The sequence below is a fragment of the Bacillus sp. A015 genome (assembly GCF_053851875.1).
On record NZ_JBSPZB010000011.1, the window covers coordinates 20,829 to 46,362 of the forward strand.

The 25,534-nt window shown below is 41.8% G+C and carries 22 protein-coding genes and 1 pseudogene; 11 read left to right on the forward strand and 12 right to left on the reverse strand.

What is annotated here, in order from left to right; genetic code table 11:
- The first annotated feature begins 80 nt into the window (after window positions 1-80).
- On the forward strand, window positions 81-1,457 hold the full coding sequence (locus ACSLGF_RS10975; RefSeq protein WP_456005293.1) for an MATE family efflux transporter: 1,377 nt from the start codon (window positions 81-83) through the stop codon (window positions 1,455-1,457).
- 29 nt (window positions 1,458-1,486) lie between these two features.
- Here the strand turns inward: ACSLGF_RS10975 and ACSLGF_RS10980 are convergent, their stop codons facing one another.
- From ACSLGF_RS10980 to asnB, 3 genes and pseudogenes are all read right to left on the reverse strand, one after another.
- The gene (locus ACSLGF_RS10980; RefSeq protein ID WP_456005296.1) at window positions 1,487-2,326 is read right to left on the reverse strand and encodes a phytoene/squalene synthase family protein; all 840 of its coding nucleotides are present in this window, start codon (window positions 2,324-2,326) and stop codon (window positions 1,487-1,489) included.
- Window positions 2,319-3,745: pseudogene (locus ACSLGF_RS10985) on the reverse strand (phytoene desaturase family protein). The gene ACSLGF_RS10980 and the pseudogene ACSLGF_RS10985 overlap by 8 nt, the downstream one beginning before the upstream one ends.
- A 162-nt stretch (window positions 3,746-3,907) precedes the next feature.
- Entirely contained in the window at window positions 3,908-5,749 is a 1,842-nt protein-coding gene (asnB, locus tag ACSLGF_RS10990; protein WP_456005463.1) for an asparagine synthase (glutamine-hydrolyzing), read from the reverse strand.
- 154 nt (window positions 5,750-5,903) lie between these two features.
- On the opposite strand from asnB, the gene ACSLGF_RS10995 reads away from it, so the two are divergent.
- Window positions 5,904-6,431 carry a DUF2777 family protein gene (locus ACSLGF_RS10995; protein ID WP_456005299.1) on the forward strand — a complete coding sequence of 176 codons (528 nt, stop codon included), beginning with the start codon at window positions 5,904-5,906 and terminating at the stop codon, window positions 6,429-6,431.
- Window positions 6,432-6,469: 38 nt separating this feature from the next.
- Here the strand turns inward: ACSLGF_RS10995 and ACSLGF_RS11000 are convergent, their stop codons facing one another.
- From ACSLGF_RS11000 to cotG, 3 genes are all read right to left on the reverse strand, one after another.
- On the reverse strand, window positions 6,470-6,838 hold the full coding sequence (locus ACSLGF_RS11000; RefSeq protein ID WP_456005302.1) for a YisL family protein: 369 nt from the start codon (window positions 6,836-6,838) through the stop codon (window positions 6,470-6,472).
- A gap of 92 nt (window positions 6,839-6,930) precedes the next feature.
- On the reverse strand, window positions 6,931-7,836 hold the full coding sequence (locus tag ACSLGF_RS11005; RefSeq protein WP_456005304.1) for a fumarylacetoacetate hydrolase family protein: 906 nt from the start codon (window positions 7,834-7,836) through the stop codon (window positions 6,931-6,933).
- 126 nt (window positions 7,837-7,962) lie between these two features.
- Window positions 7,963-8,487: a spore coat protein CotG gene (gene cotG / locus ACSLGF_RS11010; RefSeq protein WP_370461118.1), complete on the reverse strand. Its 525-nt coding sequence runs from the start codon at window positions 8,485-8,487 to the stop codon at window positions 7,963-7,965.
- A 207-nt stretch (window positions 8,488-8,694) separates the two neighbouring features.
- Between cotG and ACSLGF_RS11015 the strand changes: the two genes are divergently transcribed.
- From ACSLGF_RS11015 to ACSLGF_RS11050, 8 genes are all read left to right on the forward strand, one after another.
- Complete coding sequence (locus tag ACSLGF_RS11015) at window positions 8,695-9,789, forward strand: CotH kinase family protein (RefSeq protein ID WP_456005306.1); 1,095 nt, start codon at window positions 8,695-8,697, stop codon at window positions 9,787-9,789.
- A gap of 122 nt (window positions 9,790-9,911) precedes the next feature.
- Window positions 9,912-10,073 (forward strand): aspartyl-phosphate phosphatase Spo0E family protein, encoded by a 162-nt coding sequence (locus ACSLGF_RS11020; RefSeq protein WP_008355160.1) that lies wholly within the window; start codon window positions 9,912-9,914, stop codon window positions 10,071-10,073.
- A 126-nt stretch (window positions 10,074-10,199) separates the two neighbouring features.
- Window positions 10,200-10,421, forward strand: a complete 222-nt coding sequence (locus ACSLGF_RS11025) for a spore germination protein (protein ID WP_003211745.1) — start codon at window positions 10,200-10,202, stop codon at window positions 10,419-10,421.
- 14 nt (window positions 10,422-10,435) lie between these two features.
- Window positions 10,436-10,669: a spore germination protein GerPB gene (locus ACSLGF_RS11030; RefSeq protein ID WP_456005309.1), complete on the forward strand. Its 234-nt coding sequence runs from the start codon at window positions 10,436-10,438 to the stop codon at window positions 10,667-10,669.
- A gap of 31 nt (window positions 10,670-10,700) precedes the next feature.
- Window positions 10,701-11,315 carry a spore germination protein GerPC gene (gerPC, locus tag ACSLGF_RS11035; protein ID WP_456005311.1) on the forward strand — a complete coding sequence of 205 codons (615 nt, stop codon included), beginning with the start codon at window positions 10,701-10,703 and terminating at the stop codon, window positions 11,313-11,315.
- Entirely contained in the window at window positions 11,312-11,488 is a 177-nt protein-coding gene (locus ACSLGF_RS11040) for a spore gernimation protein GerPD (protein WP_099728144.1), read from the forward strand. Before gerPC ends, ACSLGF_RS11040 begins: the two co-directional genes overlap by 4 nt.
- Window positions 11,488-11,919 (forward strand): spore germination protein GerPE, encoded by a 432-nt coding sequence (locus tag ACSLGF_RS11045; RefSeq protein ID WP_456005314.1) that lies wholly within the window; start codon window positions 11,488-11,490, stop codon window positions 11,917-11,919. Before ACSLGF_RS11040 ends, ACSLGF_RS11045 begins: the two co-directional genes overlap by 1 nt.
- Before the next feature lie 22 nt (window positions 11,920-11,941).
- On the forward strand, window positions 11,942-12,160 hold the full coding sequence (locus tag ACSLGF_RS11050) for a spore germination protein (protein WP_003211468.1): 219 nt from the start codon (window positions 11,942-11,944) through the stop codon (window positions 12,158-12,160).
- Window positions 12,161-12,207: 47 nt separating this feature from the next.
- On the opposite strand, the gene ACSLGF_RS11055 is transcribed toward ACSLGF_RS11050, so the two are convergent.
- The 5 genes from ACSLGF_RS11055 to addB are packed head-to-tail and all read right to left on the reverse strand — an operon-like array spanning window position 12,208 to window position 24,312.
- Window positions 12,208-12,507: an HNH endonuclease gene (locus ACSLGF_RS11055; RefSeq protein ID WP_456005316.1), complete on the reverse strand. Its 300-nt coding sequence runs from the start codon at window positions 12,505-12,507 to the stop codon at window positions 12,208-12,210.
- A 19-nt stretch (window positions 12,508-12,526) separates the two neighbouring features.
- Window positions 12,527-15,922, reverse strand: a complete 3,396-nt coding sequence (gene sbcC, locus ACSLGF_RS11060) for an exonuclease subunit SbcC (RefSeq protein ID WP_456005319.1) — start codon at window positions 15,920-15,922, stop codon at window positions 12,527-12,529.
- Complete coding sequence (gene sbcD, locus ACSLGF_RS11065; protein ID WP_099728140.1) at window positions 15,919-17,094, reverse strand: exonuclease subunit SbcD; 1,176 nt, start codon at window positions 17,092-17,094, stop codon at window positions 15,919-15,921. The genes sbcC and sbcD overlap by 4 nt, the downstream gene beginning before the upstream one ends.
- A 26-nt stretch (window positions 17,095-17,120) precedes the next feature.
- Window positions 17,121-20,825: a helicase-exonuclease AddAB subunit AddA gene (gene addA, locus ACSLGF_RS11070; protein ID WP_456005322.1), complete on the reverse strand. Its 3,705-nt coding sequence runs from the start codon at window positions 20,823-20,825 to the stop codon at window positions 17,121-17,123.
- Complete coding sequence (addB, locus tag ACSLGF_RS11075; RefSeq protein WP_456005325.1) at window positions 20,803-24,312, reverse strand: helicase-exonuclease AddAB subunit AddB; 3,510 nt, start codon at window positions 24,310-24,312, stop codon at window positions 20,803-20,805. Before addB ends, addA begins: the two co-directional genes overlap by 23 nt.
- A gap of 166 nt (window positions 24,313-24,478) precedes the next feature.
- Between addB and ACSLGF_RS11080 the strand changes: the two genes are divergently transcribed.
- The gene (locus ACSLGF_RS11080; protein ID WP_456005328.1) at window positions 24,479-24,925 is read left to right on the forward strand and encodes a ferritin-like domain-containing protein; all 447 of its coding nucleotides are present in this window, start codon (window positions 24,479-24,481) and stop codon (window positions 24,923-24,925) included.
- A gap of 196 nt (window positions 24,926-25,121) precedes the next feature.
- Here ACSLGF_RS11080 and ACSLGF_RS11085 read toward each other — a convergent pair whose 3' ends face one another.
- Window positions 25,122-25,532, reverse strand: coding sequence for a DoxX family protein (locus ACSLGF_RS11085; RefSeq protein WP_456005330.1), 411 nt, complete (start codon window positions 25,530-25,532; stop codon window positions 25,122-25,124).
- Window positions 25,533-25,534: the final 2 nt, after the last annotated feature.

Genomic DNA, 25,534 nt, shown 5'->3' on the forward strand with positions numbered 1-25,534 from the left:
AAGTTTCGGTTTCATCTCTTCTTATTATAGTCGAAGCAAGGTACACTATAAATCGGATTGATACGAAAGGGGGCTATGTGATGAAACCTCAAGCACTGCCATTTCAAAAGGTTCAAGCCAAAAGTGAAAGATCCCACCCTTCATTATTTGCGTTAACTTGGCCTATTTTTATCGAAATCTCTTTATATATGCTCATGGGAAGCGCGGATACACTCATGCTGAGCCAATACTCCGATAACAGCGTTGCCGCAGTAGGTGTAAGCAACCAGCTGCTAAATTTATTGATTGTCATGTTCAGCTTCATTACAACAGGTACGACGATTGTGATTGCTCAGCTTTTAGGAGCGATCCGCGAGCAGGAAGCGGCTCAAGTCGCCTATGTTTCACTAGGAACCAACTTCCTGATTAGCTTTGTCATTAGTCTCCTCATGTTTGTGTTAGCTGTTCCAATCTTACACATGATGGGGTTATCAAGTGAGCTGATGCCAGATGCAACGGTGTTTTTACAAATTGTCGGCCTGCTTTCTTTTATTCAAGCGTTCATTATGACCTATAGTGCTATTTTAAAAAGCTATGGATATACAAGAGACACGATGTATGTCACCATCGGAATGAACTTGTTAAACGTTGCCGGTAATTATTTGGTCATTTTCGGTCCGTTTGGCTTCCCAGTGTTAGGTGTGATGGGTGTTGCCCTTTCAACCTCACTTGCTCGGTTCATCGGATTAATAGCGATGATCCTGATTGTTCGCCGCCGAATTGGGTTACGGTTTTCACTGAAGAACATGTTTCATATCCAGCGGAAGCATTTAAAAAAGCTGCTAAAAATCGGGATTCCTTCTGCTGGCGAGCAGCTCTCTTATAACGGCTCTCAAATGGTTATTACGCTGTTTATTACATTTATGGGAACGCAGGCACTAGCGGCAAAAGTATATACTCAGAACTTGATGATGTTCATTATGTTGTTTGGTGCAGCCATTAGCCAAGGGACGCAAATTTTAATCGGACGCCATATTGGGGCGCAAGAATTCGATGCTGCCTATCGCAGGTGCATGAAAAGTTTATACTGGGCCATTGCCATCTCCCTTCTTTCTTCCATTGCTTTATCTTTATCATCGACGCATTTGCTTGCTTTTTTCACTAGCAACAGCGAGATCATTCAAATCGCCGGTCTACTCCTCCTATTGACGATGATTTTAGAGCCTGGACGTTCTTTTAATATGGTCATCATTAACTCCTTGCGGGCTGCTGGTGACGCGAAGTTTCCTGTGTATATGGCGATGATTTCAATGTGGGGGATCGGGCTTCCGATCGCTTATCTATTAGGCATTCAGCTTGAAATGGGCCTGATTGGGGTTTGGATTTCTTTTATCGTGGATGAATGGGTAAGAGGCATCTTCATGTATAGGCGGTGGCGTTCAAGGGTATGGACGGAGTATCGTTTTTCTTCCACATAAAAAAGACTGCGGGTGCAGTCCTTTTTCCATTACGTAATATCTTCTAAAATAAGTGCTTTTTCCTGATTTGAAAGAAATGATCGCTGCGTAAAGACGCGGTATTCATTTTCTCTAGTTTTATCTAAAATGGCTTTATAAAAGTGAGCAACTGCTTTCACCGGCATACGTGAATAAAGCGGAAATTCATGAAGATGGTCAAAAAATTCCTCGTAATACGCCTCTGCCTCAAAGGCAATGTACTCCCATACGTGCTTGAATGCTTGATTGACCACACCTTCTTGCAATTCTTGCTCTGTATACCCAAATTGATCCATCACTTGCTTAGGCAAATAAATGCGATTTCTTTCAGCTGCATCCTCACCAATATCACGAAGGATGTTGGTGAGCTGCATGCCAATCCCTAACGAAATGGCTGCTTCTTTTAGTTGTTCCTTTTTACGCGGAGCAATAATCGGAAGCAGCATGAATCCAACTGTACTCGCTACATGATAGGAATAGATGAGCAGTTCATCTAACGTTTCATATCTATGCTGCTCTAAATCCATCTCCTGTCCTTGGAGCAGGTCACGGAACGGGGCTTCATCCATACGAAACTCTTGAAATGTATGCTCTAGCGCCACCCACATCGGATCATTCCGGTCTACCTCACCATGTAAGAATCGATCAAACGCCTCCCGAAAGGATGTTAACTCCTCTTTTGGTGAAGGAGACTCATCTACAATGTCATCCGCTCTCCGGCAAAAGGAATAAACAGCCCAGACTGCCTGTCTTTTCTTTTTAGGCAGCATAGAAAAGGCGCGATAAAACGTTTTTGAATGGGTTTGAATGGTCTCCTCACATACTTTCAATGCTGTTTGCACATCAACCACTTAGCTTCACTTCCTTTCTGTCGTTCAAATCTTTTAGTAGCACAGAAGACATGAGCTTCGCACTTTGCATGACGATCGGTACCCCGCCGCCAGGATGGATGGAAGCACCTATCGCATAAAGATTGTCTGTCTCTGCCACCTTCACTTGCGGGCGAAAGACGCCTGATTGAAACAAATTAGGCGCAAATCCAAAGCTGCCTCCCTCAAACAATCCTTCTCGCATTGAATCATTTGTTGTTCTTACCTTTTTCCATACAATCGACTCTCGCAATTGCGGAAAACCTCTTTTCTCAAGACGCTTCAGCATTTTTTCCACAAAGTCTGTCTCCTCTTCCCAGTTGGTGTGATCTCCTGAAGGAACAGGAATGAGCATATACAAGACACTGCAGCCTGCTGGGGCAAGAGATGGATCAATGATGGATGGATTAAATGTATAAAATGACAGGTCTTGAGGGACTGTTTTCGTTTGAAAGACCTGTTTCATATGCTGATCAAAGTGTTCTCCCATAAAAAATTGATGAACAGGTGCTTCATGGTACACCTTATTTAAACCGAGATACACCATCACGCAGCCAGAGGATGGAACGTATTTACGCCGGTCTTGTTCATCTAAACCAAGCTGTTTTAACGCCGCTGGATAATCCCCGTTGATTACAAAGACATCAGCTGCTAACTCCAATTGCGCTACTTCTTCATTTCGTCTTACATGCACACCCATCTCTATGAGTTGTCTCTCCAATATATCTACTAAACTTGCATATCCGCCTTTTAAATAGTAGATTCCGTGGGCGTGCTCACTATATGAAACAAGCGAATAAATAGCAGATGCTTCATACGGATTTCCTCCGACATAGAGGGTTTGAAGTGCGTATGCATCTCGCAGGCGTTCATCTGAGAAATATTTTTTTAGAGCGCTTTGAACCGTATGGCACGCTTTTAATTTCATTAAAATCTTCATATTTACTTTTGTAAAAAATGTACGTTTTTCATGAAACGATTTTTCTAGAAAAGCTTGCTGCATTTCTTGAAACCGATTCGTCATGTCTTCCATAAAATTCAGAAACCCTTGATCTTCCTTTGGCAATACACGTCTGATTTCATCTAACTGGCGCAGTGAATCAGAGTACTTCGTGTAGGAGGTTCCATCCTGATATTGGATCGTGTACAGCGGATCAAGCTGCAAGAGATCAAGAGATGTTTCGTCAATTCCTACCTCATGTAAAATGCCTTTTAACATATCAGGAAGCAGGACAATGGTCGGACCTTCATCTACTTTATATCCTTTCTCACGTACAAAAGCAAGTCTCCCGCCCGTTCATTTTTTTCGACAAGGGGGACATCATGTCCAGCTTTTTTTAAATAGAGCGCTGAGATCATTCCGCCAATACCGCCACCTGCAATCAATATATGTTTCTTCATGAGGCGCTCCCCTTTTATCCTTTTTCCTCCAAATTAATTCACTTTAAGTTAATTATAAAAATTAGAAAGGTTAGATCAACTTTCGATGTGCTCTAAAAGTCTCTTGTTATGTATCAAAAAAGCCGGCTTCCTTTCAACAAGTGCAAGAAAGCCGGCCCTTTATTACGCGTCTATATCAATTCGATATGTTTCAAACCAATGATGAATCTGCGCCAGATGGGCGATTAGCTGCGGGCCCTTCATTAGCTGGCCATACCAAGGCACTTGAAAGGAAGCCCCTTCGGTTTCAATCAGCTGTTTCAATTGGTGTGGATCTAAAAATTCATGAAGCACAGAATCTTTTTGCGCAAGGCAATCTGTTAACATTTCTTTCACAGCCTGGGTATAGGCTGGATGATGCGTTTTCGGGTAAGGACTCTTCTTGCGATAAAGCACTTCATTCGGTAAAATTCCCTCTAATGCTTTTCGTAAAACCCCTTTTTCACGATTTCCATGCATTTTCATTTCCCAAGGAATATTCCAAACATATTCGACAAGGCGATGATCTGCAAATGGCACACGCACCTCAAGGCTCGCGCCCATACTCATTCGATCTTTTCGATCTAGCAGCGTTGTCATGAACCAGATCATATTTAAGTAAAAAAGTTCTCTCCGGGCTTTATCTACTCCAGTTTCTCCATCTAAAAGAGGTGTTTCTGCCACGGTTTCTTCATATTTGCTGTGCGCATATTCCTTCAGTGATAGTTTCTTTTGCCACGAGTCTTGAAGAAGCTGCGTGCGGGCTTCAGTCGATCTCATCCAAGGAAAACCATTCGTTTCATTTGCCATATGAAACCACGGATAGCCTCCAAATATTTCATCAGCACATTCACCTGAAAGGCCGACAACGAAATCCTTTTTAATTTCTCGGCAGAACCAAAGTAAGGATGAATCAATATCTGCCATGCCCGGTAAATCTCGAACTTCAACTGCTTCCTTCAAATAAGAAGCCAGTTCCTTTTGGCCGATGACACAGCTGTGGTGATTCGTTTGAAATGCTTTGGTCATTTGATCAATCCAAGGGCCGTCAGCATTCGGCTGGAATTGACTTGCCTCAAAGAATTGATCATTTCCTTCGTAGTCAATGGAATACGTATGAAGCGGCGCTTTCCCTATTTTCTCAAAGTGCTTGGCGGCAATGGCGGTTATGGCACTAGAATCAACGCCACCAGATAGAAATGTACAAACAGGCACATCAGAGACGAGCTGTCTTGTGACAGCATCTGTAAAGAGATGCTTGACGTGCTGAGCGGTGTCATCAAGTGAGTCTGTATGCTGCTCGCTTTTGACATTCCAGTACCTCCATACACGCAGGCCATCTTTTGAAAAGGTCAAAGCATGTGCAGGTCTCAGCTCTTTTACACCTTTAAATACCCCTTGCCCTGGTGTTCTAGACGGTCCTAAGCCAAAGATCTCCGATAACCCCTCATGATCGACTTTTGCTTTCATATCAGGGTGAGCAAGAAGTGCTTTGATCTCTGAACCAAATAAAAAGGAATGATGACGTTCTGTATAGAAAAATGGCTTGACGCCGAGCCGGTCTCTCCCTGCAAATAATAATTCACGCTCACTATCCCAGATCACAAATGCAAAAATACCATTAAAATGGGTGACACACTCTTCCTTCCATTCTGTGTAAGCGTGAAGAAGAACCTCTGTATCAGAATGCCCAAGAAAGCGGTGCCCCTTTTTTAATAATTCTTTTCTTATATCCTCCGTGTTATAGAGCTCTCCATTGTATACAACCGTATAATCATGGTTTTGATGTGTATATGTCATCGGCTGCTTTCCGCCTTCTACATCTACAACCGCTAACCTTTTATGCCCGAAAAGCACATGCTCACTTTTCCACGTATTTGTATCATCTGGCCCTCTTTTAGATAATGTCTCTGTCATTTGATTGATTACATGATCCTGTTGGATGAGCTGCTTTTTAAAGTCTGCCCAGCCTGTTATTCCACACATCATCATCAGCTCCCATCCGTTTTTCATCAAGTGTTCTCTTTCAGCCTTTCTTAGTCTATGCATCGTCTCCTTGATAGTTGATTTGTCCTTTTTTCCTAGCGTATAGGACAAGCATCATTTGGTAAGAAAAGAAAGAGGAAAGGAGCTTTTGCAAATGGAGAAACGAATGAAGCATCTCGAGCGCTGCAGCCGAAGGTGGTGTAACGGGTATTTGCTGATTGAAAACGGGCATTGTTTAATCGAAGATGAAGAAGGAGAGATCATGCTGCCAGAAAGTCTTCAAAGCTCTATGATCAGTTTGAAAGAGAATGACCGATGGACAAAAGGAGAATTGCTCGGGTCTATGATTCTTCATGAAAACGGGCAGTTGCTGGAGGTACAAGGCGGTGAAATGATTCAATATACAGCATCTCTTGCCAAAGGGTGGCTTGACCTACTCATGTTCGTACCTGAAAACGTTTTTTATCAAATCATTGAACAAGTAGAACAGCTTGGCTTTTCCGTCTACGATTGTGTCTTCTCTTCCTTTCACCCTTTTCAATGCGTCTCTTTCTTTCAGTTTTCAGCAGATACACAATCGCTAGCACTACAATGTCACCATGAGTCCACCGCCAGTCAAATTCGTTTTGAATGGACCACTTCTGACGGTCACCGGTCGGTTTTCAAGTTTGATGTCACATAAAAAGGGCACTGCTTCATATAAGCAATGCCCTTTTTATGTTAAAAGATATGGAAACCGATCGGCAGACGTAAACCAAGAAGAATGGTCACAATCGCAATCACGATAAAACCAATAAACACACCCGTCACTGATTTTCCTTTTTTCTTGCGTACAAGGACCATTTCCATTAAACCGATCACAAGGATACCGAGTACCATTTTGCCGATATACTCGCCCCCGAAACTTGGAATTTTCATTCCTGTGCGAACATACAGCTCTACACCTGTTGCGATAATGAGCAAGTAGAATAGTCTGACGATCATGTGCACAATTTTAGCACCTTTGTCGTTTTTACCTGCTAGAGCAAAGGCCACGAAGAATAAAATAATCCCTAGTACCCACGCTGTAATATGTAAATGTGTTCCCATCTGTTATTTCCCCCTTTATCAGAACAAGTACCTTCTCATCGTACCACGAAATAAGTCGAACACAAAGCGACAATCCTGTGTCAACATGCCCTTTATTTGACGCGATTCGATAACGTCCCAATCGGTTCAATCGTGATTTCAATATGATCTCCTGAAGCTAAAAACTTTGGCGGTTCAAAGCCTTTGCCAACCCCAGAAGGTGTACCCGTTGCAATGATATCACCTGCTTCTAGCGTCATCCCTTTTGAAAGAGTTGAAACAATGTCCTCAATTGGGAAAATCATTAATTCTGTACTGGCAGACTGACGAACCTCTCCGTTTACCTTTGTTTCCACATGGAGCGCTGCATGATCCTCGATCACTGACTTATGGATGATATAAGGTCCCATCGGACAGGATGTATCTAAGCTTTTGCCTATGAAAAATTGTTTATGTTTTTTCTGCAAATCTCTTGCCGTTACATCATTTAAAATGGTGTAACCGAAGATATAATCGCGTGCCTGTTCAGGTGCAATATTCTTCCCTGATTTGCCCATGACGATGGCAAGCTCACCTTCGTAATCCAATTCACTTGTCACACCTTCATGAAGAAGAATGTCCGCTTCGTGTCCAACCACTGAAGTAGGCGCCTTTGTAAAAATCATCACGTCTTTAGGAATATCTGCCGCACTTCCCATCTCCATGACATGATCTTGATAATTCTTTCCAACACACATGATGTTTTTAGCTGGTTTTGGAATCGGTGCATGGAGTTTGACCTCCGAAAGCGGATATACATAAGAGCCGCGGTCTTCTTCTTTTTTCTCAGCCCAATCTAGAAGCTGCCTGACGTGTTCGACAAACTTGTCCCCCATGTTGATGCATTCAGCTAAAGAGTTTGGCAGTGTCTCCAGCTCAAATAATTTAGCCTCTGCTTTTTTAACGTCCATCACCCATTCATCATCAATGACTACCCCAATAAACATCCTGTTATGTATCTCACCTGTAAAAAACTTCATGCCTTCCCCTCACAATCTTCATTTCGCTAAGTTATGATGTCTCATTTTATTTCTCTACGAAATAAAAAAAACCCTTTTTTATCATACTCTCTTTTAAAAAGGGTTTCAAAAATGATGACCTCATGTTTAGCGGTAGCGTCGATACTCCCACATATTCCCTTGATCCCATTTACGATCAACATTTCCTCTGCTTCGGGAATGATGCTTTTTCTTTCCGCATCTTCGGCAAGAATGACTTCGTCTGTGATGATGAGAACGTTTAGATCGATGGCTGCGGTGTGACTTGCGGCAGCTTTTCTTATGATGGGATCTGTGTTTGCTACGGCATGATTTTTTTGGTTCACTCTTTTTGCTTCGGCATGATTTTTTACTTTTACACGACTTTTTACTTTTGCATGGTTTCTCGCTCTTCACGCTTTTCTTTGAACAGCGGCTTTTTTTAGAGCGATAGCTTTTGTGGCTTTTTTTACTGCGGTGTGACTTACGGCAGCCGCCTCCACCAAAGAACCAATGACGGCGTTTTGAATGACGAGAACGATCTGATTTGTGCGAATGTCTCGATTCTGGTTCACGATCTAAGTGATGATCACGTCCCTCACTTCGAAGTGAATCAACTGCATGTTCAATATGTGAATGATCAAATGTGCTCACGAACAATTCCCCTCCCCAGTCTATGCTTTGACAAAACAAACAGACAAAACTGTTTATCTTCTCTGCTTTATGTTACGAGACTGGGTAGACAAGTGTTCTTGGCGAATGCCTCTTTCTTTTAAAACTCCATGATTACCTATCAGCAGGGGTACAGGACATTCCTTCATTTTCATATAGTAAAGAAGATCATAGGAGGCTGATGAACGCATGACCACAGAACCTTTACAACCACTTGATATTTGGATTCACCCAAAGGATCTTATTGCATTAAGAAAAGACATCTGGAACGATGAACCTGTTGAGGCCATTCTTAAAACCGGCCAGACCAAATCACATATTTATGCTTCATACCGCGGATCACACATTAGAAAGCTCAAGAAAAAGTCCTATCAAATTGAATATAGAAAACCAAAAAAAAGACAAGGTGAAGCCATCTTTCATTTAAATGCAGAGTACAATGACCCTTCTTTTATTCGAAACAGGCTGTCCTTTTATTTCTTCGAACAGATGGGGGTGCTAAGCCCTGCCGCTTCTCATGTATTCCTGACCATCAATGGAAGAAAAGAAGGCATTTATTTAAAAATAGAATCCGTCGATGAGCTATTTCTTCAAAAAAGGCAGCTATCAGGAGGCGGTATTTATTATGCAGTAGATGACGACGCCAATTTCTCCCTTTTAAGTTCGTTTGATAAAAAGCCCAAAAAGCATCTTCTTCTCGGGTACGAGAAAAAAACGGGTACATCAAGACATGACGAGCAACTGAGCGAATTTATTTACTTTCTGAATACAGCAACAGACGACATTTTTGCAGAAAAGATTGAGCAATACCTTGATGTCAATCAATATTTCCGCTGGCTCATTGGTGTCGTGTGCACCCAAAATTTTGATGGCTTTGTTCATAACTACGCTCTTTATGTGAATGAACAAGGGAGGTTTCAAGTGCTTCCTTGGGATTATGATGCGACATGGGGCCGTGACATTCATGGAGAAGAAATGGCGTTCGATTATATCCCAGTAAGCGGATTTAATACATTAACCGCTAGATTACTAGATATTCCTTCGTTTAAGAGAGCCTATTTTGCTCTTTTCCAGCATGTACTAGATACACATTTTTCACAGGACCGTCTCTGTCCTATTATCGAGAAATGGCATGACTCTATTGAGCACCGAATCACAGACGACCCATATACGAAAGATCGAAAAGAAGTACTACAGTCAGAGCGAGAGTTAATTCGGCAGTATATCAACAAAAGAGGACGTTATTTACAAGCTGAGATTAGAAAAGAGACCTCTGGCACGTAAGAACTTTTTCGAATTTTGTCACTTTATTACTCATATTGACGAAACAGCTTTTTTTATAGAAAAATAGAGTATACTAACCATATCCTTCTATTTGATAAAAAATGTGAGAGTTGGCGTCCGTTATGATCAATTATGAAATTGAACAAAAAAGATTACATTTAATTGAGACTGCAAAAAAATTCGGTATGAATGCTGAAGAAACCATCAGGTGCAGTCAAGAGCTTGACACACTCTTAAATAAAGGCATCAAATACACCTCTAAAGAATGCTCGAATAAAGGGTAAACCATACACTTCAACCTCTTATTAAAAGTCTTCAAAAAGACAATCACATATTGAAAGACCCATCATAAGCTATGGTGAAACGCCCAAGATCAAAGCGCCCTAATTTTATAAAGGATGTGCACCGCTATGCCGGCTATTGTTGGAGCCTTTAAAGTAAATGCCGTCGGAACGAGCGGAGTCGTTCATGTTGGAGACTGCATCACCATTTCTCCAAATAGTCAGGTTAAAACGTTTGCTGGCGCAGGCAGTTTTAACACTGGTGATCAATTGCGCATTAGCAACTATAAAAGTGTGACAAATACGTACGACAGTGATGTCATTGATCAACCGCTTGTTGGTAACTTGTAAGGAGTGAGAATCCGTTGAACTTCTATATTAATCAAGCGATACAAATTAATTATTTACGTGTGGAGTCTGTGAGTAACTCATCTGTTCTGCAAATTGGGAGTGCTGGATCAATCAAGGCGCTTTCCAACCTGTATAACACGGGTAGTTACCTTGAACCAGCACCTGCCGCAGTAGGCACAGAAGGAAATGAAGAATCGGAAGGCGCAAGCACAGTACCTTTTGTACCGCTTCAGTCACCAACAACTTAAGTTCATCTGCAATCCCCGGAGGTGTATGTAAATGTATGACTATCAAAGCAACGCTTCACAAGTGTATGGCATCATTCAAAAGCAAACACAACAAATCATGATGCTTGAAAAAAGGCTTAACGAGCTTCAGCAGGAAATACAAATGATCAAAGATAAACCGACAACGAATATTGAACGGATTGATTATCAATTTGATCAACTGAAAATCGAGCGGCTGGAAGGTACATTGAATATTGGCCTCAATCCATCTGATCCAAACAGTGTTCAAAATTTTGAAGTGGGCCAAACAACAACCCCGGGAATTGGAATGATGCAGCAAGAAATGGCTGATCAATTTTTCAATCAAACACGCCAGCTTGTCGATGCATTTTTAAATGAAGAAGCACCAGAACTTCTTGAAGAACTAGAGGAGCGATATGAAGGCTCTCTTGATGAAAGCAATAAACACCATATCATTGAGGACATTCGAAAACAAATTGACAGCAGAATCAAATACTATGCAGGACAGCTGCCACAACGGGAAGATATGACCCCGCTGCAGCGTTCAGAGCAAATTGCTGAATATGTGAAACATGATGTGAAGCGGGCGATTGAGCATTTTTTAGCCCATATTCCAAGTGAAACGAAAGGAGAGGAAAACGGATGAATTTCACAGTTGTCAACCGCAACATCGAGACCGGAAGCATTAAAGTAGTTGGGGTATCGTCCTCTTCCCTATTTATCATCGGGGACACAGACCATGTACAATTATCCTCGATTTTCGATACACCGCCAGAATCTCTTATTATTGGCCCGTTTGTTCCTCTGTCACCTCAATAATGATGAAGCGCACATCTCAAGTGAAGTTCACGAAGGTGAATTCTGTCGGGATTTCGAGTGTGGTTCAAATTGGTGATACACAGGAGCTATGCCCGAAGGTCAAGGTGCTGGCTGTTCAACGAACGATTAGTTTGTTTTATGGGAATGAAGCAGAAAACTTAGATGCAAAAGAATTTGAAGTGTATTATGAGCCAATTCCATTGATGCTGCCTGAACGATCAGTTAGAACTGCGTTTTACCATGAAAAGCCTGTAATTAAAGTTTCTTCAATACATGTAGAAGGGGTGTCGTCCTCTTCTATATATCAAATCGGCTCAACGTGTGGAATGAATGGCGTTGCACGAGTGAAGCATATTCGAGAGTTATTTAGCAGCGATGAAAGTCCGCCAACCTCACAAGTGGACCTACCTGAGCATATGATGGTGATATGACTTCGAATAAAGGATGTCGATTATGCCAGCAATTGTCGGACCCATTTACATTAACTCTATTTCTGGAGGCGTCGTCAACGTCGGTGACTCATTTTACCTTTCGCCTAAAAGTTCGTCAAAATCTGCTTTAGGCTCTGGAGCGGGGAATACCGGAGATTTCTTGATATTAAATAATGGCATTAGCGCCACCAACTATGTGGATCCTGACTTAAATGATCAGAATATGGTAGGCAATGCATAAAGCGACTCCTCTACGCTCATTTCATTTAGAGGAGTGCTTTTTTATGCTCATTTCTTTCTGCGTTGTCTCGATTTTTTTGTTTTGACCAGCTTGCTTGCCGGCTGTTTTCGAATCCATTTGATGTACGGAACAAGATTTTCATCTTGTCTTAGCGCATCAAGCATGTTCAAACGTGCGGCAAGCTCCTGGTTTGTAAAAAGGGCATGCACTTGTTTATGGCAAGGGATGCACAGGAAGGCAGTCGGTAAACATGCCCCGCCTTCTTCTCTTGGCGTTAAGTGGTGTTCCGTGAGCAGGACATCTTGTCTTCCGCACAGCTCACATAATCCAATCGTTTGCTTTGCCACCCTGTCATCACCTCAACATTTACATTAATTCCATTGATACCGTTGTCCCTTTCCCGCTTGGATCTGCTGGGTGGACAATCAGTTTCTTCGGCAGTCTCATCTTCAATTCTTCCACATGGCTGATCACACCAACTGCTAAATTTTGAGACTGTAGTTTCTCTAGTGCAGTAATCACCGTATCCAACAAGTCTTGATCGAGTGTACCGAACCCTTCATCAAGGAAGAAGAATTGCAGCGGAAACTCACCTCTCAGCTGGATTTGCGCTGAAAGAGCAAGCGCAAGCGCCAATGACGTTAGGAAGGTTTCTCCGCCAGACAAGCTGGACACTGGGCGTCTAACGCCGCCATTGGCATCATCACGCATCACAAAACCGCCTTCTGAGTCGACTTCAATCGCATACCTTTGTCTCGTCAAAATGCCTAGACGGGCTGATGCATCACGGCTGACACTTTCTAACTGTTCTTCTGCTAAGAACTCAACAAATGTATTCCCTTTAAAAACAGTTTGCAGCTTATCGAGCCGATCAATTTCTTGCTGTAGTCCTTCCAAGCGTTCATGAATACTTGCAAAACGCTGATGATTTTCTTCAATCACACGCAGGTGTTCATGTGCAGACCCGCTCATCACTGTCGCTTCTTCAAGTGCCTTTTCTGCCGCTTCTTTTCTTAATTGAACATCTGTCCACTGCTCTTCATCTAGTGACTCATCTTTCAGCAGTTCAGAAATTCGCTTTAAGTTTGCAGCACACTGCTTTCTTTTATCCTCAAATTCCTCAATTTCCTGTTTGACCGTATGACGTACTGCTTGATCCATGAAAGCAGGCTCAATCTCCTGCGGCTTATGAAAAGGAGAAGACTCTGTTTCTTTTTGCCATGCTGCTTCAGCTTCTTGTTTTCGCCGGTTAGCCTCTTGGAGTTGACGCTCACTGCTTGAAAAATGGCTTTGCGCCTCACTAAACAGTTGCTGCGTGTGCTTTAATTGCTGGTACGATTGCTGTTCTTTTTCATTTAGATGAGCAAGAGACTGTTCAACCTCGATCAGCTCATCAGAAATAGAGGCAGCTTTTAATGGATATCGCCCTATATCTGTTTCATATTGATGGATGAGCTGCTGCTGACTTTCTAGCTGATGTGCTAGTTTATCAAGCTCCTTCTCTAAATCGTATATGGTTGTTTGCAGCTGCTCTTTTATCTGCTGTTTTTCTTCTAAAAACGACATACTTTTCTCAATACGCTCTTTATAGCCTTCTGCTTGTTGGTCCTTTACATCGATTTGCTTTTGCATCTCTTGCACTTGGCTCAATATAAAGTGCGGGAAGGCCTGCTCAAATTGTGTTGTTTGCTCTGAAAGCTCAGATTGAAGCTCCTTGATCAGCACCTCTAATTCTTGAATACGCTGCTGTTCAAATGTCAATTGATCTTCCATTTTGCTCATCTCTGCTGCTTGATCATGGGTTTCATCCATTAAACGAGCACGTTTACGTTCAACTTCTTGAATATCTTGTTTCATGCCTTTCCATTCTTGAATCAGATGATGCAATGACTGCGGATTTTGCACTGCTTCTACTGCTGCAGCTACCTCCGCACCGGGGGCTTTTTGAGATAAAAAGGCAAACTGCTTTACTAATTGATTGGCATGCGTTTCTAGCAGCTGCTTTGCGGCATACATGTCTCTAGTATATTCCTCTGCTTGCTTGAGCTCTTTGTCTATTCTTTGAATGACTTCATCGATTTGGGTAACAGTTTCTTCATGGTCATTGGCTATCGCAGCCTTTGGATCATGATGAATCGACCCACAAACGGGACATGGCTCACCATCTACAAGCTCTGCCGCTAATTCTTTTCTTAATTCTGCTGCCCTTACAGCATCACGCTGTTTTAATTTTTCGAGCTTCTGATTTTGTTCTCTCTTACTCCATTCTGTAAGCGCTCGCTCAAATTCACATACATAAAAATAGAGTTGTTCAATCGCTTGAAACGACTGGTCTATTTTTTCATGATGGTCTTTTTGCTGTTTTTGAAGCTTTTCATAAGCTTCTGCAGCCTGTGAGTATCGCTTTTTTAGCTCCCCAATCTTTTGTTCTTCCTTTTGAATGCTCTGGTTGATTCTTTGAACATTTTCACTTAAACGCAAAGCCTCCTGTACACTTTTCCGCTCTTTTACAGAGACTTGTAATTGCTCCAGCTCACGCTTCAGCTGTGTTTGTTTCGTCAGTGCACGCTCTAATAGAGATTGGAGATTCTCTGCTTCTGCTTTTTTTTGTATCAATTGCTGCGCTTTTTCATTTTTTTGCTGCTCTAGTCCCGTCTTTTCCTGAAGAGCCGCCTCTTTTTTACGTTCAATTTCCTTTAACTGAATCAGCTGTTCTTTCTTTTGAAGAAGCGCTGGCTCAGTCTCTATTTTTGTCTGCCGGGCTCGCTCATACTCCTGCGTCATTTGTTCATAGATCGTTCGTTGATGAAGTAACTGTTTTTCTGCTTCCTGCTTCTCTTTTGACGCTTGAGAAAGCTGCTTTTCAGCCTTTGTTAATGCATCCGCATAGGGCTTTAATGTCTCTGCTTGCTCCGCAATGTTGAGTTGAGTTTTTTTCTCTTCCATCGTTGGTGCCAACAGGTTGAGCTTGTTTTGTTCAGTCTCATATGCCTCTTGTTCTTTTTGATACTGCCAAATCGCTTGCGCCTTTGTAAAAGCAGTTAACGCTTCGTCCCGCATTTGTTTTTTTTCATGAAAAATGGCCTTTGCCTGCTCAGCGGCTTCCTTCGCTTGCGCTAATGCCTCTGGGCCAGCTTCTCCTAAGCCATTCAGTTCAGCCAGCAGTTCATTTTTCTGCCCATACTGGTTCTGAGCCTTTGCCCGCAAACGCTTGACGAGCTGATCACCATACTTTTCTAGATTAAACAAACGCTGAAGCATTTGGCGTCTGTCGGCTCCTTTCAATGAAAGGAATTCTGCAAACTTTCCTTGTGGCAAGACAACCGCTCTCGTAAAATCATCAATTGTTAATCCAAGTAATTCTTCTATTTTACGATTGACCTCACTCGCTTTATCTGCAAGAACTGTCTGCGTATCACTGATTTCAATCAGGCGGCATAATGTCGTTCTGACTTTCATTTCATCTGCTCGCTTGAAAGCACGTTCAACTTTATAGGAAATGTGATGCTCCTTTTGCAAAGCGAATGTAAAGGAAACAGACAGTTTTTCTTCAGCTTGGTTCAAAATACCATGTGTATTATTTAACGCACGTTCGACTTTGCCATAGAGTGCTAGTGTCATGGCATCTAATATGGATGACTTTCCGCTTCCTGTCGGTCCAAAAATGCCAAACACACCTGCATCACATAAGGAGCTAAAGTCAATGGTTTGTTCTTCTCTGAAGCTATGAAGTCCTTTAATGGTTAGCGTGATCGGCTTCAAGTCGCTTCCTCCTCTTGCATGTCATTGGCAAGCTCTAAAAACAGCTTGACTGTTTTTTCATCAGGCAGACCGCCACCTGTCTGGCGTTCATAAAATTTCACGAATCGCTCTTCGATTGAGAGCTTTTCCACTTGTTTTTCTTCTTCTATTTTCTCTAATTCTTTGAACTTTGGTCTAATGTGGACAAAACCACTATGCTGCTTTCGGAGCTGATGGATCTCTTCAATTGACAGTTGATCTGTTAAATGAATCTCTAAATCAATCCAGGCATGAAGATCCCGTTTCTCATCTAGCCACTCGTGTACTTGACTCAGCCCCTCAGTCGCCTTCCACTTCACAAGTGGTTTACCGCTTGATAAAAACACTTCTTTCCAGCTTGCTTTTTCATTAGGCTTTGCATCTACAATGGTGACTGATTTGGCATAGCCTGACTCTGAAAAGCTATAAGCAAGCGGTGATCCAGAATAGCGGGCAATCGTTTTGGCACGTTTAATAGTTTGCGGACGATGCAAATGACCAAGTGCGACATAACATGCGGCTTCGGGAAGACTTTCAGCCGCAACGGTATATGCACCTCCTACTTCAATCGGTCTTTCTGAATCTGTTTGACTTCCTCCTGCCACATAAATATGGCTCGTTGCGATATTGACCGTATCAGCTTGGAATTGAGCACTTAAATGTTGAAACGCTTGTTGTATTTTTAAATTGTAATGATCACGAAGCAGTTTCTCTTCAAATGTTTCAGCCAGCACCTCGTTTAGCCTCGCCTCGGACGGATAAGCGAGTGCTGCAATGGATAGACGTTCACTTGAAGAAGGAACATTGACGCGGATCATGTCATTTGTCGGATAGCCAATTAAATGAATTCCCTGATCATTTGTTAAAGGAGATGCGGCTGATAAGCGATCCGGATTATCATGGTTGCCTGAGATGACCACAACCTGACGCTTTCCTTTATCAGATAATGCAGACAGACTTTCATAAAAAAGCTGCTCTGCTCTAGCAGGTGGGTTCACTGTATCAAAGGCATCACCAGCCATCACAATGACATCAATTTGTTCGTCTTTGACGATTTGATACAGTTCATCTAAAAACTGAGCTTGCTCGTCAAGCCGGCTTCGGCCTTCAAGGGTTTTCCCGAGATGCCAATCCGCTGTATGCAGAATCCTCATGTGATTCACCTCTCATTCCGTTACTTTTATAAAGAAATTTCTAAATTCCCATCGAAGAAATAGAGAATTTTCCCCTCTAATGATCTGTTTGTTAAACGTTCTACTGCTGCCGCGTATAACGCTAATTGGGTTTCATAGCGCTTTTTCAAAATGGGTTCGGCAGCCTCTAGTCCGCCTGAATATCTGCCTTGCACTCTATCTGTTTTATAATCAAGTAAATAAAGCTTTCCATCTGATTCAAACAAACAATCAATCATTCCTTGAATAAGCACAGATTCATCCTTTGCATCAATATGGCTGTACACCTCTTTGACAGGTAAAATCATACTAAATGACACTTCTCGTTTCACCCAGTCCGCTTTCCGCAGTTTTTGACCAATAGAAGTAGAAAAGAAGGCCATAATCCCTTCTCGATCAATAGACTGGATTTGCTCATCTGTTAGTAAGTCTCGCTGCTGTAAGGAATCGAGCAGCTGCTCTATACGAGATTCATCATAGGGCTCTTCTGAAGGAAGCGGAATGTGCTGCATGACTGTATGCATCGCAGTACCTTGTTCTGCGGCAGTGAGTGTTTTTTTCTTCATAAAAGCCGGGCGTTCATACAATGCGGCACGAGCTTTTCGAATAGAAGCAGGAACACTGTACTCATCCTGTATTTCTTTCATCCTTTTTATCTCTGAAACAGACTGCTTTGTACCGACTTGTGAAGCTGCTACATATGGGTATTTCCATGTGAGTCTCTCTGCAACCTCCTCTTCATAATCACCATGTCCTTCAACAGGCAGACCTTCCATTAATGCTTGTACCACTTCGTCATGCTGCTTCTTTTCAAGTGACACATCTTCTTTTAGAAGATCTGAGGCTTGAGTAAATGAGATGGTGAATGATGATGGATGCGAGAGAACAACATCGCCTGCTTCTTCTAAAATGGATGACATCGCTTGATGACGGATGAGAGCAGGTCCTATAAAATCTAAGTAAGTTTTAGCTTGGTATCGTTCAAAATCAGGGAGGAGCCACTCTTCTCCATTTGCGGCATTTTGCCATTTACTTAATGCTTTCACCTGATTTTTGACGGAGCCGACAAGGAATAATTTTTCCTTGGCCCTTGTAAGCGCCACGTATAGAACCCTCAGCTCTTCAGATAATAATTCCTTTCTCATCTTTTTTTTCATCGCCACAAGCGGTAATGTCGCATAACTAATTCTCAGCTCTGGATGAATATATTTGCTTCCAAAGCCTAGTTCTTTATCGAGCAAGTAGGACTGGTTTAAGTCCATCATATTAAAGTTTCTGCCGAGTCCTGCGGTAAAGACAACTGGAAATTCTAAACCTTTACTGCTGTGAATCGTCATCATGCGAACAACGTCCTCTGTTTCACTGAACGTTTTCGCTGCTCCAAGATCATCTCCACGCTCTTGCATTCTTTCAATAAAACGAAGGAATCGAAACAGTCCTCTAAAGGCAGCCTTTTCATACTGCTTTGCTCGATCATAAAGAGCACGAAGATTTGCCTGCCTCTGCTTCCCACCAGGCATCCCGCCAACATAATCTACATACTGGGTATCGCGGTACACTTCCCAAATCAATTCTGCTACCGAATGATTCATGGAGAAATCACGCCACTTACGCAGAAATTGGAAGAATCTCTCTAGTTTTTTGCATGTAGGGTGATCAGAATGGGTTACACTCATGAATGCCTTCACAGCATCATAATAAGTGCCTTTTTTATCACTCGTTCTAATAAGTGCCATTTCATTTTCGTCTAAATGAACAATAGGTGATCTTAAAACAGCTGCAAGCGGGATATCCTGATATGGATTATCGATTACTTTTAACAGAGAAAGAATCACAGACACCTCTGTTGCTTCGAAATAGCCTGAGGAAAGATTCGCATACACAGGGATTCCCTGCTTCTTCAATTCTTCCATCATTTGCGGGGCCCACGGCATAGAACGAAGCAAAATCACGATATCTCGATATTGCAAGTTGCGGGTCATTTGCTGTTTTGCATCGTACACTTGAAAAGGCTGTTCAACCAATTCTTTTATTTTCTTTGCAATGACTTTCGCCTCAAATTGCACGGTCTCTAGTTCTTCTCGTTCTTCGTCGTTTTCCGCTTCATGTTGATCTAGATGGACAAGGAGCATTTCTGTCGTTGTATCTTCGCTTTGCGGATAACTCGCCCCAAGCTTTAATTCAGCTTGTTCATCATATTCAATTTCTCCAACTGTTTCCCCCATCAGCTGTTTGAACAAAAAGTTCGTACTGTCTAAAACATCAGAACGGCTACGGAAGTTTTTATTTAAATCAATTCTCTTACCTGTTTCATTGCCGTCTGTTTTAAAGTGTTTATATTTGTTTAAAAAGAGCATTGGCTCAGCCAGTCTAAACCGATAAATGGACTGCTTTACATCACCAACCATAAAAAGGTTGCCTTCTGCAGGATGTTCCCCTTTAGACACAAGCTTTAAAATCGTTTCTTGTACAAGGTTTGTATCCTGGTATTCATCAACGAGCACTTCTTCAAATTGCTGTTGATAGTATTTAGCTGCTTCTGTTTCGATCAAATTTCCTTCCGCGTCCTGCTTCGCTAAAATACGTAAGCAATAATGCTCTAAATCCGAAAAGTCTACGATTGATTTTTCTTGTTTTGCTCTTTCGAAACGTTCTCCAAATTGGATGACAAGCTCCACAAGGGTCTCAACAACTGGCTTCATTTCAGCCAAGCTATTTAAATGCTGTGCAGGACTGCGCATAAAGTATTCATCTTTTAGCTTTTCTAATTGTTTTTTCGCTTGATTGCGTGCATCTGTGGCTTTTTCTAACAGATCAGGGTCGTATTCGTCCCCTTTGCACGTCTTTAGCCTTTTAAAATTGATGTTCGGTAAGAGCTCATAAAGCTTCTCAAAAGCATCTTGATGCCTGATTAATTCATGTACTTGCTCTAAATCATCTATAAAATTCTCTGCTCTCGGTGCTGGACCACCCGGCTCTTTTGATAGGGTAAGAGCTCGTTCGAGCAGCTCCTGACAGCTCCGGAAAACGAGAGAAAGATCCTCTCTTATATATGGATAAAACGGTAATTCATCTACTTTTGTTTGTACATCCACATCATAAAGAGAAAGGAATGCCCGCATCCATTGCTCCGGAGAAGGATGAGACCTAGAAAATTCATAAATTCTTTTCACGAGCCATTGCAAATCTAAGTCATGCCGATCCGATGTGTAACGATCAACCAGTTCAAAGAATGCTGGCTTTCCAGCCTTATATTCATCTTCAAACAGCTCATCTAACACTTCATCTCCTAATAATTCTCCTTCTGTTTGATCAGCCAAACGAAAGCCTGGATCAAGATCAATCTCATAATAAAAGGTGCGTAGAACTTGCAAACAAAATGAGTGCAAAGTAGAAATGTTGGCACGGTTCATGAGTGACAGCTGTCTCCTCATATGAAGTGACCCTGGGTTTTTGGATAATTCTTTTTCAAGTGCTTCAGTGATCCGGTGCTTCATTTCTGCCGCAGATGCATTTGTAAAAGTCACAACGAGCAGACGGTCTACGTCAACTGGATCCTCAGGCCGGGTCATTTTTCGAATCAGCCGTTCAACCAAGACAGCCGTTTTTCCTGACCCCGCCGCAGCAGCAACAAGGATATCTTGTCCTTCTGAAACGATGGCTTCCCATTGGTCATCCGTCCAAGTACTGTTATTCGGTTTTGGTATTTGCATACTGATCTCCTTCTTTTTTGATCCGGTCTATCATGACATCATCTTTCTCTGATGTGAGCACCCTAAATTCATTATCCTCTATTGATTCATCAAACTGGCAAATAGACTTGAATGAACAAAAGCGGCAAGGTGTTTGATCCTTCAATTTATATGGATTAATTTCTACCTCACCGTTCGTAATTCTTTCTCCTGCCTCTTCAAAAGTGCGCCGAACGTGTTTGGTGAGTATGTGGAAATGATCTTCACTTAAAACTGCAGAATCCGAACGGAAAGATCCATCCTTTTTCAAGCCCGCTTGAATGACTTGGGATCTTCCTGACTCAAGCGTTTGATCCATTAGTTTTACTGCTTCTACATCTTCAAGCAGCAGACCCTTCATTTTAAATTTCTTGAATATTTCCTGCTCAATTTCATCCTCTGCGAGCGGAATAGGCGCTTGAATGAGAGGATCATGAATATGGAAATATAAAATTCCAGCAGGAGTCGCCTCCATGCCTAGCCATTCTTTAGAATAAGTAATTGTCAGGTCTAAGTAAGTGAGCATTTGCAAGGCCAAGCCATAGTATACCTCTGCTAAATCCAGCCCTTTCTCGCTAGACTTATAGTCGACAATTCTCAAAAGCAGCCCTTTTGAACCTTCTGCTTTATCCACTCGGTCTATTCTTCCGACAAGCTCCATCGTACAGCCATTTTTCAATTGAAAAGTAAACGGCGGCAGAGACCCTTGACCTCCAAAACCTAATTCAAGTCCAACTGGAGAAAATCCACTCACTTTGGCATGTTCACTTAATATAGAAGAGACGCGAATCAGGATCTTCTGAAGTTTTTCTTTAATATAAGCATGCCGATTAGAGCTTAATAAAATTTCCTTTTGCAGACGCGGAGCAAGCTGTTCAATCGCATGTCTTGAGTAGGTGACACAATCTTCCTTCGTTAAGTTCTTCCAATCCTTTTTTTGTTCATTGAGCGTATCTGAAATATGTTTTAAAGCTGAGTGAAACAGCTGACCGATATCGGGTGCTTCCAATTTATAAAATTGTCGATCCTTTAGTTTTAACCCGTGGGAAGCAAAGTGAGAAAATGCACACGCATTGAATTTCTCCATCCTTGAAACACTGCCTTGAATATGATCACCGTAAAGCTCTTTTGTGACATTTGGCTTTAAGCGCTTCGCTCTATTTGTAAAAAACAAACTTGACATGATCTTTTTTGATACATCCCGATTGGGTGACGTCATTAAATCATTATATACACTCCACCATACACCGCTGATGGGATATTGATTGAGCCATTGCTGCAGCTGCGAGACGGTATAGGATAACGAGACATGCTCATTCGCTACAAATTTTAATTGATCCTCGTCATCCAGCTGTTCTGGATCTAACACATAAAGAGCATGCTGGTGATTTGGCATAAGCTCTTGGCAATACTTGATGAAAGTCGAAGGCAATAGAGAACGTCCTTCTTCATCTGAAGCCGAATAGGATAGATACAAATGACGGGATGGACTTGATAACGCTTGGTAAATTAAAAATTGCTCATCTAGCAGCCGTTCCTTCCCTGTCTCTGCAAGCTCTGCTCCTGCTCGCTTTAACCATTCCCGGTCATCCTCAGACAATACACTTTCATCAGAAGGACGCGCTGGAATAACGCCATCATTTACACCAATGATAAACGTGCACTTCACTTGATACATTCTAGATAGATCCATACTTCCGATAAATACTTGGTCAAGTGAAGGCGGAATCAAAGCAAACTTTAGAGATGCCAGACCTGTATCCATCATCTGTTGGAATAAAGGAAATGAGAGCTTCTCTTCTCCGAGCATTTCAACAAATTCATCCATTAATTGAATAACAGCATCCCATACTTGTCCATGCTGCATCGCTTCAGCTAATCTACCTGCTTCTTCAGCCTCAAGCCTTGCCTTTTCAAGCTTATCCGGCACTTGTATTTCCTCTAGAAAGACATAGATGGCCTCCACCATGTCCCTCACCTTTTGTGCTTTTTTCAATCTTTTTTGCAATTGAAAAAGAGGGGGAACAATCCATTCTTTCACGTCATTCAGCATTTGTTCCATTTCAATTTCTTGATCTGTTTGTCCAAAATCTTCATCTAATGATTGGAATCGCCTGTAATGAAAACGGGAGCCGTTTGTCCAGCGTTCCCCTTTTACACCATAAGCAATACAATAGTTTTCAAGCTGATCTGCCTGTTCTCTCGCTTTGTTTTTGGCGAGTTCTAGCGGAAATAGGAACTCTGTTTTCACACAGCGAAACACTGCTTCATACCGCCAGTTCCCTTTTATGACGTCCAAGCTCGAACGAATCAATTCAATGAGCGGATGATACTGCATCGATTCATTTCCATCAATAAAAAAAGGAATATCGTAATCTCGAAAAACCTCTTTTAACGTATCTTTATAGTCGTCTACATGCCTTGCAACAATCGAAATATCTCGTAACCTGAAGCCTTGCACTCTCACTAAATCAAGAATGTCTCTCGCTACTCCCTCAATCTCAGCTCGTTTGTTTGCACTTTTAGATACTGTGAGATGAGGCGTTTCTTCTTGATACGGCTGCAGTGGTCTCTGCTCATATTGATTTTCTAAATAAGCAAGGTCTGGTGTATGAAGATGCCGGTTATTTCTCTCCAAAATGTTCTCAGAAATGTCCGCTCCGCACTCTTTGGCAAGCTGATAGAGTTGAAAATACGTTTTGCCTGTCATGCGAAATAGATCAAGTTCATTTGGCTGCGTGTCATGATATGAACGATCCACTGTGAAAGCAGCGGTTACTTTTGTGGCATGCAGCAGGAGCTGCTCAATGACGAGAAGCTGCTGCGGGGTAAACTGATAAAAACCATCTATATAAATATGCGCTCCTTTTAGTTCATCAGATAAAGGAATTTGCTGCGTGAGAAGTGTCAAATAATCTTCTGAGTGCACATATTCATCTTGTAAATGCTGCTCCATCTGCTGATAAAGAACATGCAGATCATGCAGTTTTTCTGCTGCCCGTCTTTCTTCTGTATACTCTGAATGCATGCTGGACGCTGAAATTTTTTCAATATCCTCCGGCAGCATGCAGTACCTTTTGAATTCAGCCATCGTTTTTTCTATTTGTTCAACAAATCCCGGCTTATCACTCGCTTTTTTGAATACTTTAAACTTTTCTTTCTGCTCTTCAATCACTTTTCTTAAAAGCATTTGAATCCCTGTGCTTGTGACAAATTGCCGGTTCGCTCCGCCAGTCTGCTGTAAAATAGACCAAGCAAGACGAGTAAAACTAAATACTTTGGCCCTAATCATTCCGCCAGCTTCAGACGTTTTTGCAAGCTCGTATTCCATTAAAAATGTCATTTGATCCGGGACTAAAAAAATGATTGGCGGACCCAACGGATCAAGCCGAAGCTGTTCTTTTATCTCCTCTAAGATTGCAGTCGTTTTTCCACTCCCCGATCTGCCTGCTAAAAACTGAATCTCCACGTTCCACAACACCTTTCTTATGTACCCATATTCTAGCGAAAATAAGGGTAAATAGCTATTTTCCTATCATATTCCCTTTCTCCTTCTTCATTGAAAAGAAATAGGCACCTTTCCTAGCTCTTTTCATATCATAAACCACCATGATCTAAAAGGAGCTGGCAATATCATGTATTACGGTTACTATGACTACTCGCCCTATGACATGCGCCAAAACACAAGAATCATTTCAGACCTTGAGAAGGCTCTTAATGGTGAATATTCTGCGATCCAATGCTACGAAAAACTTGCCCAAAAAGCAAAAAATCCTGAGGCGAAAAAAATCATTCAAGAAATACGCCAGGATGAAGTCAGACACTATCAACTGTTTTCAAAGCTATACTATTCTTTAACTGGTAAAAACCACAAACCAAGCATGACAGAACCTTGTCCAGATCAATTCAGAGAAGGCCTTGTTTTTGCCTTTAAAGACGAACAAAAAACGGTCGATTTTTACTTATCGATATCAGACTATGTCCGGGATCAAGGAACAAAAGAGTTAATGAAACGTATCGCTTCAGATGAACAGCAGCATGCGGTGTGGTTTTTATATCTTTTAACGCACCATGTTTCCTAGATAGTCCTATTTTAATAGGAGATCATACGTTCCGTCAAAAAATGAAAATCCCTTTTTGTTCATTCAACATGTAAAATAAACTGCTATCATCAACAAAACCTCTCATCTCTTTCACTTTTTCAAACGAGAAAAAGGCGATTTGACCAATAAAAAAACTCCTCTGCTACAAAAAGCAGGAGGAGTTTTTCATGATATTTTAATGAAATTTTGCTTCATTGCTTTGCTGCTGATGTTTTAACAACCCATCAATTGACAGTATCTTACTGCCGCTAAGTGTCAAATAAAGCGCCATGACCAATAAAGAAAGTTCAAATTCATAACCGCCAACAAATCCTTTGGAAAAACTAACTGTTATAATCGCCACAGCCATAATTGGCACAAATAAAGCTGCGAAAATACGTGTTCCTAGACCTAAAATCAGGGCCATTCCACCGACCAGCTCAATTGTCTTCACAATATAGGCCATAAATTCCGGCACACCGATTTGACCAAAGAATGCAGCTGTGCCCCCTAGCCCTCCTTGATAAGCCTGAAGCCCGTGTAAAAAGAAAATAATACCTAGGATAACGCGTACGAAAAGTGTTCCTATTTCTTGATTCGTTTTCATAT

Bases quoted from the DNA above. Each gene is read 5' to 3' on its own strand.
- ACSLGF_RS11045 (WP_456005314.1), top strand. From the start codon at position 11,488: ATGATGAAGCGCACATCTCAAGTGAAGTTCACGAAGGTGAATTCTGTC.
- ACSLGF_RS11050 (WP_003211468.1), top strand. From the start codon at position 11,942: ATGCCAGCAATTGTCGGACCCATTTACATTAACTCTATTTCTGGAGGC.
- asnB (WP_456005463.1), bottom strand. From the start codon at position 5,749: ATGTGTGGAATAACAGGCTGGGCAGACTTTAAAAAGCAGCTCATCCAA.
- sbcD (WP_099728140.1), bottom strand. From the start codon at position 17,094: ATGAGGATTCTGCATACAGCGGATTGGCATCTCGGGAAAACCCTTGAA.
- ACSLGF_RS10995 (WP_456005299.1), top strand. From the start codon at position 5,904: ATGGAGAAACGAATGAAGCATCTCGAGCGCTGCAGCCGAAGGTGGTGT.
- ACSLGF_RS11040 (WP_099728144.1), top strand. From the start codon at position 11,312: ATGAATTTCACAGTTGTCAACCGCAACATCGAGACCGGAAGCATTAAA.
- gerPC (WP_456005311.1), top strand. From the start codon at position 10,701: ATGTATGACTATCAAAGCAACGCTTCACAAGTGTATGGCATCATTCAA.
- ACSLGF_RS11080 (WP_456005328.1), top strand. From the start codon at position 24,479: ATGTATTACGGTTACTATGACTACTCGCCCTATGACATGCGCCAAAAC.
- ACSLGF_RS11020 (WP_008355160.1), top strand. From the start codon at position 9,912: ATGATCAATTATGAAATTGAACAAAAAAGATTACATTTAATTGAGACT.
- ACSLGF_RS11005 (WP_456005304.1), bottom strand. From the start codon at position 7,836: ATGAAGTTTTTTACAGGTGAGATACATAACAGGATGTTTATTGGGGTA.
- ACSLGF_RS11025 (WP_003211745.1), top strand. From the start codon at position 10,200: ATGCCGGCTATTGTTGGAGCCTTTAAAGTAAATGCCGTCGGAACGAGC.
- addA (WP_456005322.1), bottom strand. From the start codon at position 20,825: ATGCAAATACCAAAACCGAATAACAGTACTTGGACGGATGACCAATGG.
- ACSLGF_RS11000 (WP_456005302.1), bottom strand. From the start codon at position 6,838: ATGGGAACACATTTACATATTACAGCGTGGGTACTAGGGATTATTTTA.
- ACSLGF_RS10975 (WP_456005293.1), top strand. From the start codon at position 81: ATGAAACCTCAAGCACTGCCATTTCAAAAGGTTCAAGCCAAAAGTGAA.
- ACSLGF_RS11015 (WP_456005306.1), top strand. From the start codon at position 8,695: ATGACCACAGAACCTTTACAACCACTTGATATTTGGATTCACCCAAAG.
- ACSLGF_RS11085 (WP_456005330.1), bottom strand. From the start codon at position 25,532: ATGAAAACGAATCAAGAAATAGGAACACTTTTCGTACGCGTTATCCTA.